General features: G+C 59.8%; 12 protein-coding genes. 8 read left to right on the forward strand and 4 right to left on the reverse strand.

Going from position 1 to position 12,995, the window contains the following annotated elements; all coding sequences use genetic code 11:
- Position 1 precedes the first annotated feature (1 nt).
- On the forward strand, positions 2-604 hold the full coding sequence (locus HEQ60_RS06645) for a demethoxyubiquinone hydroxylase family protein (protein ID WP_168070801.1): 603 nt from the start codon (positions 2-4) through the stop codon (positions 602-604).
- Between the two features lie 63 nt (positions 605-667).
- Here the strand turns inward: HEQ60_RS06645 and HEQ60_RS06650 are convergent, their stop codons facing one another.
- Positions 668-1,666 (reverse strand): nucleoside recognition domain-containing protein, encoded by a 999-nt coding sequence (locus HEQ60_RS06650; RefSeq protein WP_168070803.1) that lies wholly within the window; start codon positions 1,664-1,666, stop codon positions 668-670.
- Positions 1,667-1,757: 91 nt separating this feature from the next.
- Complete coding sequence (gene purD, locus HEQ60_RS06655; RefSeq protein WP_168070805.1) at positions 1,758-3,038, reverse strand: phosphoribosylamine--glycine ligase; 1,281 nt, start codon at positions 3,036-3,038, stop codon at positions 1,758-1,760.
- 111 nt (positions 3,039-3,149) lie between these two features.
- Between purD and xseA the strand changes: the two genes are divergently transcribed.
- Together xseA and HEQ60_RS06665 are read left to right on the forward strand one after the other, a co-directional pair.
- Positions 3,150-4,712 carry an exodeoxyribonuclease VII large subunit gene (gene xseA, locus HEQ60_RS06660; protein WP_168070807.1) on the forward strand — a complete coding sequence of 521 codons (1,563 nt, stop codon included), beginning with the start codon at positions 3,150-3,152 and terminating at the stop codon, positions 4,710-4,712.
- Positions 4,713-4,842: 130 nt separating this feature from the next.
- Positions 4,843-5,178, forward strand: a complete 336-nt coding sequence (locus HEQ60_RS06665) for a hypothetical protein (RefSeq protein ID WP_168070809.1) — start codon at positions 4,843-4,845, stop codon at positions 5,176-5,178.
- Here the strand turns inward: HEQ60_RS06665 and HEQ60_RS06670 are convergent.
- Positions 5,159-5,986, reverse strand: a complete 828-nt coding sequence (locus HEQ60_RS06670; RefSeq protein ID WP_168070811.1) for an alpha/beta fold hydrolase — start codon at positions 5,984-5,986, stop codon at positions 5,159-5,161. The two genes, HEQ60_RS06665 and HEQ60_RS06670, sit on opposite strands and share 20 nt — an antisense overlap.
- A 47-nt stretch (positions 5,987-6,033) precedes the next feature.
- Between HEQ60_RS06670 and HEQ60_RS06675 the strand changes: the two genes are divergently transcribed.
- From HEQ60_RS06675 to infC, 4 genes are all read left to right on the forward strand, one after another.
- Entirely contained in the window at positions 6,034-7,203 is a 1,170-nt protein-coding gene (locus tag HEQ60_RS06675) for a glycosyltransferase family 4 protein (protein ID WP_322099304.1), read from the forward strand.
- The gene (locus HEQ60_RS06680) at positions 7,200-8,150 is read left to right on the forward strand and encodes a glycosyltransferase family 9 protein (RefSeq protein ID WP_322099305.1); all 951 of its coding nucleotides are present in this window, start codon (positions 7,200-7,202) and stop codon (positions 8,148-8,150) included. Before HEQ60_RS06675 ends, HEQ60_RS06680 begins: the two co-directional genes overlap by 4 nt.
- Positions 8,151-8,461: 311 nt before the next feature.
- Positions 8,462-10,372, forward strand: coding sequence for a threonine--tRNA ligase (gene thrS / locus HEQ60_RS06685; RefSeq protein WP_168070815.1), 1,911 nt, complete (start codon positions 8,462-8,464; stop codon positions 10,370-10,372).
- Positions 10,373-10,545: 173 nt separating this feature from the next.
- Positions 10,546-11,067, forward strand: a complete 522-nt coding sequence (gene infC, locus HEQ60_RS06690; RefSeq protein ID WP_066134279.1) for a translation initiation factor IF-3 — start codon at positions 10,546-10,548, stop codon at positions 11,065-11,067.
- 101 nt (positions 11,068-11,168) lie between these two features.
- On the opposite strand, the gene HEQ60_RS06695 is transcribed toward infC, so the two are convergent.
- Positions 11,169-12,092 (reverse strand): SDR family oxidoreductase, encoded by a 924-nt coding sequence (locus HEQ60_RS06695; protein ID WP_168070817.1) that lies wholly within the window; start codon positions 12,090-12,092, stop codon positions 11,169-11,171.
- Positions 12,093-12,213: 121 nt separating this feature from the next.
- On the opposite strand from HEQ60_RS06695, the gene HEQ60_RS06700 reads away from it, so the two are divergent.
- A complete protein-coding gene (locus HEQ60_RS06700) occupies positions 12,214-12,963 on the forward strand; it encodes a hypothetical protein (protein ID WP_168070819.1) in 750 nt (249 codons plus the stop codon).
- The last annotated feature ends 32 nt before the right edge of the window (positions 12,964-12,995 follow it).

Raw genomic sequence — 12,995 nt, forward strand, 5'->3', positions numbered from 1 at the left:
CATGACCAAAAGCCTTGTTCGTGAATCGTCTTCTGCGGCCAGGGATATGCCTGCCGGGCGGACAGCCGACAGGCATATCCCCGGTGACTTGACCCGCGAGCAGCTTCTGGAGCGTTTTGTGCGGGTCAATCATGCCGGAGAATATGGTGCCGTCCGGATCTATACCGGGCAGCTTGCTGTTCTCTCGAAAGGAAGGCATGCGCAAACCCTGCGTCATATGCTGGACCAGGAAGTAGAGCACTGCACCTACTTTGAGAGACAGGTTGCCGCGCGGCATGTGCGTCCGACCGCCCTGCAGCCGTTGTGGCATGTCGCCGGCTGGATGCTGGGGGCGGGAACGGCCCTGTTGGGTGAAAAAGCAGCGATGGCCTGTACCGTGGCTGTCGAGGAAGCGATTGACGAGCATTATCAGGGCCAGATCGACCAGCTGGGTGATGATGAGAAGCCCCTGCGTGACACGATTGTCCGCTTCCGCGAGGAAGAGCTGGAGCACCGTGACATCGGGTATGAGAATGGTGCAGAGCAGGCACCGGCCTATACCCTTCTGCATGGTGCGGTCAAGGCCGGAACCCGGCTCGCAATCTGGCTGTCCGAGCGTATCTGAGAACAGCCTTCACCCCGGGGCCGTGCGTTCAGGCAACGCTTGCCCCGGGATTGGTCTTTCCGGTCAGGATGATGCGGCTTTGGCTTCGCTGTCCTGCGGTTCTCTACAGAATACCAAACGATGGAACAGGCTGTCCGGCATGGCGTGGATGATGCGCGCCAGAACCGCAATCACGCCGACGGCCATGATGATGCGGGCGACGATGATGCCGCTCCAATGTCCGCCCATGGCCAGAACCAGAAGACTGTCCTCGATCAGGTTGTGGCACAGCGACATGAAGCACACCGAGATCACCACATCCCGTGGCTTCAGAGCGCCGCTGCGGGCCCGGTCGATAATCAGCCCGCCACCATAGGTCAGACCCAGCAGCACACCGACCATGGTCAGGGGTGCCGCATCACGGCTCATGCCCATAACGCGCAGAAGGGGGCCCATGATCCGGGTCAGCCAGGCGGTGATCCCGGTACGGTCCATGATGCGCAGGACCAGCACAAGCCCGGCAATAACCGGCAGAATGACGGCCAGTGATTTCAGGCTTTCGATCAGCCATACCAGACGGGTTTGCGTCTGAGATGCGCCTTCTGTTGCCAACAGGACCGTGCCCGGTTCCTGCAGGATATCCAAGTGTCCGTAAAAGGCCTGCAGAAGCGCCCCCTGTCCAACGGCAAAGGCCATACGCAGCAGAACCGTCAGGGCAATGCCTACGCCGGCACGGCGGGCAACCCTCAGTTCGATCGGGAAGCTGTGCGCGGCCAGCATCATGCCGCCCAGAACGGTTAGGTCGGCGGCGCTGAGGGACATTTCGGGCAGCAGGCCCAGCAAGACAGCCACGCCGCCGTAAATACCCACCAGGCAGGTGGTGGCCCAGACCATGCCGGTCTCCGGGGGCAGGCCGACCAGGCCGGTCAGGGGTTCAAAGGCTGCGGCCAGCAATGGAACCGCATCCAGTTCGACGGCGATGCGCACCAGCACCATGACCGGGACCATGATTTTCAGCAGTGACCAGTACAGGCGCAGGGTGTCGCGGCCAATAGCCTTTACAAAGGAAGCAGGAGAGGACATGTACAATCCGGTTTCAGAGAAAGGGCATGCCTGATATTTATCAGGCAGCCGCGTGGAGGGAGTGTAGTGAAAAAGAGGTGTGACGGTATGGTCACGTCTGTTCACGGGCTACGGCACGCCAGCCGATATCCCGCCGGCAGAATCCATCCGGCCAGTCCAGGGTATCGACAGCGGTGTAGGCGCGTTTCTGTGCCTCGGTGACCGTCCTGCCAAGGGCGGTGATTCCCAGAACCCGCCCCCCGGCCGCAAGAATACGCCCGTTTTCTTCACGGGTTCCGGCGTGGCAGACAAAGACACCTTCGCAGCGGGACGCGGCATCAAGCCCACGGATTTCAGTATTGCGGGCATAGGCACCGGGATAGCCACGTGCTGCCATCACTACCACCAGGGCGGCCTGATCCTTCCAGCGCAGGTGGATATCCGCCAGTCGTCCTTCCGCTGCGGCCAGCAGGACCTCCAAGATGTCACTGTCCAGGCGCTCCATCAGAACCTGACATTCGGGGTCGCCGAAGCGCACATTGTATTCCAGAACCTTGGGGCCATCAGCGGTCAGCATGACCCCGCAGAAGAGGACACCACGATAGGGGCGCCCCAGTTTCTTCATGTGGGCCACAGTGGGCAGGATGGCCTTCTGCATCAGTTCGTCACGCAGGGCATCGGTAAAAGCCGGGGCTGGACAATAGGCCCCCATGCCACCGGTATTGGGGCCTGTATCCCCGTCTCCGACCGCCTTGTGATCCTGTGCGGCAGCCAGAGGAATGGCTGTTTCGCCGTCACTGATGGCAAAGAAGCTGAGTTCCTCGCCTTCCAGAAACTGTTCAATGATAATTTCTGTACCGGCATCTCCGAAAATGCGTCGGTCCATGATGTCTGTGACCGCTTGAAGGGCCTCTGCGGTGTTCTGGCACAGGATCACGCCCTTGCCTGCGGCCAGGCCATCGGTCTTGATGACAATCGGAGCACCTTTTTCGGTGACAAAGTCCCGGGCAGCATGGCTGTCGGTGAATCGCTGGTACCAGGCCGTCGGGACAGCGGCATCACGCAGGACATCCTTCATGAAGCCCTTGGAGCCTTCCAGCGCCGCGGCGGCTGCCGATGGGCCGAAGACCTTGATGCCGGCTTCTTGCAGACGGTCGGCAAGGCCGAGAACCAGCGGTGCTTCCGGGCCGATAACCACCAGGTCCACGGCATGGGTCTTGGCCCACGCGGTCAGGTCAACCACCGCTTCGGCGGCAACAGGTACCAGGGTAGCAAGGGCAGCAATGCCGGCATTGCCGGGGGCGCAAAACAGGGCGGAACAGCGCGGAGACTGACTCAGGGCCCGGCACAGGGCATGTTCCCGCCCGCCTGAGCCAACAACCAGAACTTTCATGGTGTTCTCTTTCGACCAAAGATATTTACCGGCAACGGCTGTTGTTCTAGCATCCTGTTTTCGCCCCGTCACCTTCTGTGCTGAAGACAAGAAACGGCCATCGCCCACGTTATGACAGCAACTGAAACCACCGGCCAGGCAGATCCGGTTCACAATCTGCCCGAACGTACTGTTTCCGAGGTCTCCGCCGACCTGAAGCGCACGGTGGAGGATCATTTTGCCCGTGTCCGGGTGCGTGGTGAAATCAGCCAGCCCAAGCTGGCCGGGTCAGGCCATTGTTATCTGCGTCTGAAGGATGACAATGCTGTTCTGGACGGCGTGATCTGGAAGGGCACGTACCCGAAGCTGGGAACCAAGCCGCAGGATGGTCTGGAGGTTATTGTTACCGGGCGTCTGACCACGTGGCCCGGGCGTTCGTCCTATCAGATTGTGATTGAATCCCTTGAGCTGGCCGGGGAAGGGGCCCTGCTCAAGCTTCTGGAAGAACGCCGGCGTCGGTTGGCCGCAGAAGGTCTTTTTGATCCTGCAACCAAGAAGGCGCTGCCGTTCCTGCCCCGGGTGATCGGTGTGGTCACCAGCCCGACGGGGGCGGTGATCCGCGATATCCTGCACCGCTTGTCCGACCGCTTCCCGGTTCATGTTCTGGTCTGGCCGGTTCTTGTACAGGGAGAGGGCGCCGCCGCCCAGATTGCCGCAGCGGTCCGGGGCTTCAACGCGCTGGGTTCCGACAGCCCTGTTGTTCGTCCCGATCTTGTGATCGTGGCCCGGGGTGGCGGATCTTTGGAAGACCTGATGGCCTTCAACGAGGAAGAGGTCGTGCGGGCTGTTGCGGCATCGGACATTCCTGTTATTTCCGCCGTAGGGCACGAGACCGACACGACCCTGTGTGACTTTGCCGCGGACCGGCGGGCTCCCACCCCGACCGGGGCTGCGGAAATTGCTGTGCCGGTGCGTCTGGACCTGTGTGTGCAGGTGGCCGATGTGGCCCGCCGTTTGACAGCGGCAACACGGCGGAGCTTTGCAGAGCAGGGGACCCGGTTGCAGGGCTTGGCTCGTGGCCTGCCACCCCTTGACCGTCTGGTGCAGGGCCATGTGCAGCGTCTGGAAGACCGGGCGGGGCGTCTGGGAACGGCTGTTGGCAGTTTTCTGGAACGGAATCGGTCCAGCTTTCTGGCTCTGGCGGCAGCCTTGCGCCATCCGCGTGACCGGGTGGCAATGGCCTCTGCCCGTCTTGATACGGTCGGATCCGCTCTGTCCGGTGCCTTTCGGCTGTCTCTGGGAGGTACTTCTACCCGACTGGGGGCCGCTGCGGTCCGTTTGGCAGCCGTATCACCGGTGCGTGGTCTTGCGCAGGGGCAGGATCGTGTAACCGGTCTGGAGCAGCGTCTGGTGGCCGCAATGCGCCGTTTGCAGCAGGATGAGGGGCAGCGGTTGCTCAATGCCGCAGAGCGTCTTGAGGCGGCTTCGTGGCAGCGTGCCTTGCAGCGTGGTTATGCTGTGGTTCGGGACTCCAATGGTCTGCTGGTTGACCGCAGGGCTTCCGTGCGCGTCGGGGATGTCCTGTCCATCCAGCTTGCGGATGGAGACCTGCCTGTTGTGGCTCGTGGCCCCGGGGGGCGGGTTTCACGCCGGACTCGGCAGGTTTCCGACCCCCGGCAGGATTCGCTGTTCTGACCCCCGGTTTTCGGCTGTGTTCGCACAGTCATATTCCTTGTCCGGGGCTTGACGGTCTAGAGCGGCGGGGATTGTCTTGTCCATCAAGCCTGCCCCCTGACGTTCCGGGGCTGGGATCAGGGAGCCCGTTATGGCGTTTGTTGAATGGTCTGTTTATGCGGTTCGTCTGAAGCGGTGTGCTGAACGTATGAGCCGGGCGCGAACCGTGGAAGAACTGCGGGTCTGTGTTGCCGAGAACACCCAGCTCTGGGCCCAGCTGGACGAGCTTCTGAGCGAGCGCCTGGAGGCCCGGTGCGCGGATTTTCGTACCCTGCACAACCGGGCTCGTTATGTAGCCGAGACATCCGCCGTGATCCCGACCCTGTCAGATTCGCACATCGAGGCTTTTATTGCCATTAACCGTCAGAGCGCTGAAATCCTGCCGATGCTGGATCTGTCGGCCGATATCAACCCGGTACGGAACTGACGGCGCGATTCCCCTCTTTCTGACGCTCAAGGACGGAGTCCAAGGCCCTGCCCAGACAGGCCAGATCCTGGGGGCGGGAGAGTCGGTGGTCGCCGGACTTGATCAGGATACATTCCACACTGGCTGAGCGCAGATGATCTGCCAGCCGCACGGATGTGTCCCACGGTACGGTATCATCCTGTTGCCCGTGCAGAAGGCAAACGGGACCATCAAAAGGCAAAGGGGTTCGCAGGACCAGGTTCTGCCTGCCATCCTCAAAGAAGGCTTTGGTGAAAACATAGGGTCGTTCTGAATAAGGGCACGGGATTTCCGTGCGTCCCTGTGTTTCCACATCCTGGCGCTGGGCCGGGCTCAGGGCTGACCATGTCAGGTCTTCGCTAAAGTCGGGTGCGGCGGCAATCCCCACCAGTCCGGCCACACGCTGTGGACGGGCCCGGGCCGCCAGAAGCATAAGCCACCCACCCATGGATGATCCGACCAGGATTTGTGGCCCCTCTGTCAGGGTATCCAGAACAGCCAGGGTATCTTCGACCCATGCGCTAATCGTGCCTTCGTCGAAGCGCCCGGATGAAGCACCGTGGCCCATCTGGTCGAAGCGAACAAAGGCTCGCCCTTGCATCCGGCACCGTTGCTCCATATACAAGGCTTTGTCACCCTCCATGTCCGACATCAGGCCGTGCAGGAATACAACGCCGGTCGTGGCGTTCGGGTTTGTTTGTGCCAGGCTCCGGAATGCAAGGAAACGTCCGCCGGGGCAGGGCATGTTTTGTGGTTTTGCAGATGCAGGGTACCCGGTTGTGGTATTCATCAGGAATGGTCTTTCGAAATGAAAACAGAGTCTGTGGGTTGGCCAGAGTGACGCACCTTAACACTGATTCTGCAGGCGAGCAGCCTGTCCCGGTGATTTTGCAGGTTCTGCCCCGTCTGGTGACAGGCGGTGTGGAGCGGGGCACGGTCGAAGTGGCGGCCGCGTTGCAGGCCGCAGGCTGGAAGGCGGTTGTCGCCAGCGAGGGTGGCCCGATGGTGCGCGAGCTGGACCGGGTTGGTGCCCTGCATGTGACCCTGCCGATGGCCAGCAAGAACCCTTGTCGCCTGCGTGCAAATACGGATGCCTTGAGAGCCCTGATCCGCGAGCACGGTGTTTCCTTGGTTCATGTTCGTTCCCGGGCACCGGGCTGGGCGGCTTTGCGGGCGGCGCGGAGTGAGGGTGTGCCCCTGGTCACGACCTTCCACGGTACCTATAACCTTGGTGTTTTGGGGGTCAAGCGTCCCTATAACAAGGTGATGGTGATGGGGGACCGGGTTATTGCCATTTCCCGTTTTATCCGTGGCCATATCCTGGACCATTACCTGCCTGATGACGGCCCGGTCCGGGTTATCCACCGTGGTGTGGATATCAGCCGCTTTGATCCGGACCGGGTCAGTGCGGAACGCATGATCCAGCTCAGTCGTCGCTGGCGCCTGTCCGACGGGGAGCCGGTGATCATGTTGCCCGGGCGTCTGACCCGCTGGAAGGGGCAATTGCTCTTGATTGATGCCCTGTCGCGTCTGAAGGATCGTCGTTTCCGCTGTATACTTGTTGGATCGGACCAGGGGCGGACGTCGTTCCGGCGCAAGCTGGAGCGTGCGGTGGCCCGTGCCGGCCTTGAAGATCGTGTGCTTCTGGCCGGGGAGTGCAATGACATGCCCGCTGCCTACATGGTCAGCGATGTCGTTGTCAGTGCTTCTACGGATCCGGAAGCCTTTGGCCGGGTATGTGCCGAAGGTCAGGCCATGGGGCGCCCCGTTGTGGCTCCTGATCACGGGGCCGCGCCTGAAATTGTCGAGCCGGGTCGCACCGGTTGGCTGTTTGCCCCCGGGCAAGCAGATAGTCTGGCCGCCGCCCTGGCCGAGTGTCTGGATCTGGATGCCGCGCAACGTCTGGAACTGTCCGCCCGTGCCATTGCACACGTGCGGGAGCAGTTTACAACCGACGCCATGTGCCGACAGACCCTGGATGTGTACCGGGAGCTTCTGGGGCGGTGAGTGCCGGTTTGCAGCGTATTCTGGTGATCAAGCTCTCGGCGCTGGGCGATTTTGTCCAGGCTTTTGGTCCGTTTGCCGCTCTTCGTGCAGCCCATCCGCGTGCACACATCACCTTGCTGACAACAGCCCCGTATGTGGCTCTGGCAGAAGCATCTCCCTGGTTTGACGCGGTGTGGACAGACAGCCGTCCCCGCATCTGGCAGGTGCCATCCTTGCTGGCGTTGCGATCTCGTTTGCGCGGTGGTCGGTTCGACCGGGTTTATGATCTGCAGACATCCTGGCGCTCATCGTCCTATCGACGGCTTATTGGTGGTGATGTGGAATGGAATGGCATTGCCCGTGGCTGCAGTCATCCGCACGACAATCCGCAACGGGACCTGATGCATACGGTTGAACGCCAGGCCGAGCAGCTGCATGTGGCCGGTATTGAGGCTATTCCGTCTCTGGATTTCTCTTGGCTGGAGAGGGGCACTCTGTCGTGTGGTTCCCTGCCCGATGGTCCCTTTGCCCTTCTTGTACCCGGCGGAGCCCCGCACCGTCCTGACAAGCGCTGGCCCGCAGACCATTATGCCGCACTGGCCCGTGTTTTGCTGCAATCCGGACAGACACCGGTTGTCATCGGGACTGCGGCTGAGCAGTCTGAAGCGGATGCCATTATGTCCTGGTGTCCCGGTGCCCTGTCGCTGGTTGGCAGGACGTCTATCATCGATCTGGCCGTTCTGGCTCGTCGGGCAACGCTGGCGGTCGGGAATGATACCGGCCCGATGCATCTTCTGGCCGGTATCGGGTGTCGGTCGGTTGTGTTGTATTCATCCGCTTCCGATCCGCGTCTGTGTGGGCAACGTGGTCCGGATGTAATCATTCTGCAGTCCTCTGATCTGGCGGCCATGCCGGTTGCCCATGTGTGTGAGGCCCTGGGTCTGCCCGGACTCGACAGTGCAGGGTAAAATGCGCTATTCCGGGGCTTGGTTTTTTCTTCGGATGGGACTCTCCTGCGTGTCGTGTATTGTCGTTTGCCCCGGTGCTTCCGGTTTTGCCGCTGCCCTGTTTCACGGCAGGGACGGGATCCGAACTAGTGGCACGGGGCCCGCAGTGACCCCTGTGGTCTGATCCTGCCGTTCCTCGTTTTGTTGTGTTGCTGATTCCGGGTCGTGCCGATCCGTATTCTGGCTGATGTTTTCCCTGTTCCGGCCCGATATTCTGTTTTCCGTACCGTGGTGTAACGGGCTGCGACGCTGAAGAGATATAGAGACAAATCATGGTTGCGATTACCCTGCCTGACGGCAATGTCCGTGTGTTTGATCATCCAGTCACCGGTATGGATCTTGCCCGTTCCATCAGCTCTGGTCTGGCAAAAGCCGCCTTGGCGGTGCTGGTGGATGGCGAGATGCGGGACCTGAACCGTGTGATCGAATCCGATGCAACCGTATCCATTCTGACGACCCGTGATGATGCCGCGCTGGAGCTGTTGCGTCACGATGCCGCACACGTGATGGCCCAAGCGGTTCAGGAATTGTATCCGGGGACCCAGGTGACAATTGGTCCGTCTATCGAAAATGGCTTTTATTACGATTTTGCCCGTGACGAACCCTTCTCCACCGATGACCTGGAGGCCATCGAGGCCCGTATGCGGGAAATCGTGGACCGTAATCTGGATATTGTACGCGAGGTCTGGGACCGGAACGAGGCAATTGCTCACTTTGAGTCCATCGGCGAGGCTTACAAAGCCGAAATCATTCGTGACCTGCCGGAGAGCGAGACGATAACAGTATATCGCCAAGGCGACTGGAAAGACTTGTGCCGTGGCCCGCATCTGCCATCTACCGGGCGGCTGGGGAAGGCTTTCCGCCTGATGAAGGTGGCCGGGGCCTATTGGCGTGGCGATTCACGCAACGCCATGCTGCAGCGTATTTATGGCACGGCCTGGGCCACCTCGCGCCAGCTGGATGACCATCTGCACATGCTGGAAGAAGCCGAGAAGCGCGACCACCGTCGGCTGGGCAAGGAGCTGGATCTGTTCCATTTCCAGTCCGAAGCGCACGGTGCCGTGTTCTGGCATCCCAAGGGGTGGTCCATTTACCGGACCTTGCAAACCTATATGCGCAACCGCCTGGAAGCATCCGGCTATGTGGAGGTGAACACCCCCCAGCTTGTGGACAGTGTGTTGTGGGAACAATCCGGTCACTGGGGCAAATACCGAGAGCATATGTTTGTGACCGGGTCTGAAGACAAGACCTTGGCCATCAAGCCGATGAACTGTCCATGCCACATCCAGATTTTCCGGCAGGGGATCAAGTCTTATCGCGATCTGCCGCTGCGTATGGCCGAGTTTGGCAGTTGTCACCGCAATGAGCCCTCTGGGTCCCTGCACGGGTTGATGCGGGTGCGGGCCTTTACCCAGGATGACGCCCACATTTTCTGTACAGACGAGCAGATCGAAAGCGAGACCCGCGCGTTCTGTGATCTTTTACAGTCTGTGTATGCTGACTTTGGTTTTACCGAGATCAAGGTCAAGTTTTCGGACCGTCCCGAGAATCGGGCTGGATCCGATGACGTCTGGGACCGGGCGGAAGATGCCCTGCGCCGGGCGACGGCGGCGGCTGGGCTGGAAGCGTTGCCAAACCCGGGTGAGGGGGCTTTCTATGGCCCAAAGCTGGAATTTGTCTTGAGAGATGCTATCGGGCGTGACTGGCAGTGTGGTACCTTGCAGGTTGACTATGTTCTGCCCGAGCGTCTGGATGCCAGTTATGTTGCCGAGGATGGCAGCCGGCAGCGTCCAGTTATGCTGCACCGTGCGGTTCTCGGGTCCTTTGAACGCTTTGTCGGCATTTTGATCGAGAATTTTGCAGGGCGCTTTCCCGCATGGTTAGCACCTGTTCAGGTTGTTGTCGCAACGATCACATCCGATGGCAATGCTTGGGCTTCCGAAGTTCTGGCTGCCCTGAAAGAGCGGGGAATCAGGGCTGACTTGGACGTGCGTAACGAAAAGATCAACTTCAAGGTCCGCGAGCATTCACACGCCAAAGTTCCATGGATACTGGTTGTTGGGCGCCGAGAGGCCGAAGAGCGAACGGTTGCACTGCGTTGTTTGGGTGGTCAGGCGCAAGAAGTACTTGCGCTGGAAGCTGCCCTGGTTAAGATTGCAGGGGAAGCGCGGATGCCGGGCTAGTTGTTCGCCCCGCCGCTTTAATGAACCGGACCCCGGTTCACGACCGGAAAGGAGCCACCCGCGTACATCCGACTGACCATACAGGAAGGATAAGACAGGGGGCTCCACCGAATTGGTCAGGGGTCCTTGTTGTTTCTGTATGTCATGGAGAGGGTTACATAGCCAGGTCACCGATGCAGACGCCGCCGTCCAAAGATGGACCGCGCGTCAATGATATGATCACCGCCCAGATGATCCGCCTGATCGACCAAGATGGCGAGCAGGTTGGTGTGGTGCATATTCGCGAAGCCCAGGAAATGGCTGACGAAGCTGGTCTTGACCTTGTCGAGATCTCGCCGAATGCAGAGCCGCCGGTGTGCAAGATTCTCGACTATGGCAAGTTCAAGTACGAGAATCAGAAGCGCAAGGCCGAGCAGCGCAAGAAGGCCAAGATCATCGAGGTCAAAGAAATCAAGATGCGCCCCAATATCGATGATAACGACTACAACGTGAAAATGCGCGCGTTGAAGCGGTTCATCGAGGAAGGTGACAAGGTCAAGGTAACCTTGCGCTTTCGTGGGCGTGAGCTGGCACACCAGAATATCGGCATGGACGTGCTGAACCGGGTGCGTGAGGAGACTGTGGAATTTGTCAAGGTCGAGCAGTTTCCGAAGATGGAGGGGCGGCAGATGACCATGCTGCTGGCTCCCAAATAATCCCGGGCTCTGGTTTCCTTTGCATCAGGTGACCAAGACAGCCTAAAAGGCGGGCCGCTCTGTAAGGTGGCTCCGCCTTTTTTGTTGTTATAGCGCTGTCTTTATGTTCCTGCCGGTTGTAGCTGCTGGGCGGTCTGCCTGTTGATCTGTTCGAACTCCAGAATAGACCGCAAACCATCTTTGTATGTGGGAAAAGCCAAGGTGATGCCCAGTTCTTCCTTGATCCGTGTATTGTCCACCCTTCGGCAGGCATTATAGAAACCAGCGCTCATCGGGCTGAGCTGTGCCTGTTCCCACGGGATCTCGGGGGGTGGTGTCATGCCCAGCAGTGTGCAGGCCCACGTCACAACGTCGGCATAAGACGCGGGCTCGTCGTCGGCAACGTTATAAATCTGCCCCGGATTTGGTCGCAGTGCAGAGGCTCTTAGGACCGTGGCAATGTCATCAACGTGTATACGGCAGAAAACGTGCCCGGGTTTTACAATCCGCTGTGCCCGCCCGCTGCGCACACTGTCCAGGGCGCTGCGTCCGGGACCATAAATGCCGGACAGGCGGAAAATATGTATCGGACCGCCATGTTCCAGCCATTGTTGTTCCGCCTCGATCCGGGCTGTGGAGGGGGTGCTGCCGGAACCGTTTCCGGAAACAGGGGTGTCTTCGGTCACAACGGCGCCCCGGTGGTCGCCATAGACGCCCGTTGATGATAGATACCCGATCCAGCGGAGGGTCCCTGCTTCGGTTGCCTGGCGCAGCTGTTCACGGTGGCAGTCCAGTACCGGATCAACGATCTTTCCGTTGTGCTCTTTGGGGGCTGCCGAGACCAGGATGTGAGTGACGCCATCCAGTGCTTCGGCAGGCATGGGCGTTTGTCCGTCAAAGATCCATGTCTCAATCCCGGCTGCCTGCAATGCCTTGGCTTTTTCCGGGTGCCGTGTTGTGCCTCGTACGGCCCAGCCTTCTTCAAGAAGGCGGCTGGCAAGGGCAGCGGCGCAAAATCCGAAACCGGAGCAGAGAAGTGTTGGCATATGGTGTCCTGACTCTTTGTTTGGCTGCAAGAACATCATGTTCTGTCATGACAGGCAATCTCTGAGTATCGTATGCCTGTTTTCGTGTGGTGAACGTGTTTGTGAGCATGGAGTCTTGCTGATGATGATCAAGGGTATTGCACCCGTTCTGGTGATGGTTGTCTGTGCGGCACTTCCTGTGGCGGGGCTGACGGCAGAATATGGTGCGTGTATGGCGCAAAGTCGGCAGGATCCTCATGCCGCCCTGCGTCTGGCCATATCCTGGGAAGAGCAGGCTGGTGGAGCATCGGCTCGCCATTGCCGTGCGTCGGCCCTGATCGAGTTGGGGCAGTTCAGTGAGGCTGCGGTCATCCTTGAGGCACTGGCCGGGGAGCATCGTGAACATCCCGCACAATATGCGCCGTTGTTACACCAGGCGGCATCGGCTTGGATTCAGGCCGGAGATCCCGGACATGCCTTGTTTCTTCTGGGACAGGTTCAGGATATTTCCCCAGAAAATGCCATAATTCTTGAAGATCGTGCAGAGCTGTCAGCGGCTGCGGGTCGCTTGTGGGAGGCTGTGGATGATCTGAATACCCTTCTGGATTATCAGCCGGAATATGGTCCCGCGTTGCTTCTGCGCGCCTCTGTTTGGCGGCAACTGAATGCGGCGGATCTGGCCTTGGCTGATCTGGAGCGTGCGCTTGCCTTGAGCCCGGCCGATCGCGGTGCGCTGGTCGAGCGCGGTGTCCTATTATGCCAGATGGGCGATACAGAAGCGGCGCGCAAGGATTGGATGGCCGTTATTCTTGGGAGTCCGAACTCTGCAGAGGCGGAGCGCGCGCGGACGCATCTGGCTGCCATGGATATCAGACACAGTTCCGTCCCCTGACGGCGACTCCATATATGTATAAAAAATTAAAC

It is taken from the genome of Haematospirillum sp. H1815, assembly GCF_012102705.1.
In the GTDB taxonomy this organism is placed as follows: domain Bacteria; phylum Pseudomonadota; class Alphaproteobacteria; order Rhodospirillales; family Rhodospirillaceae; genus Haematospirillum.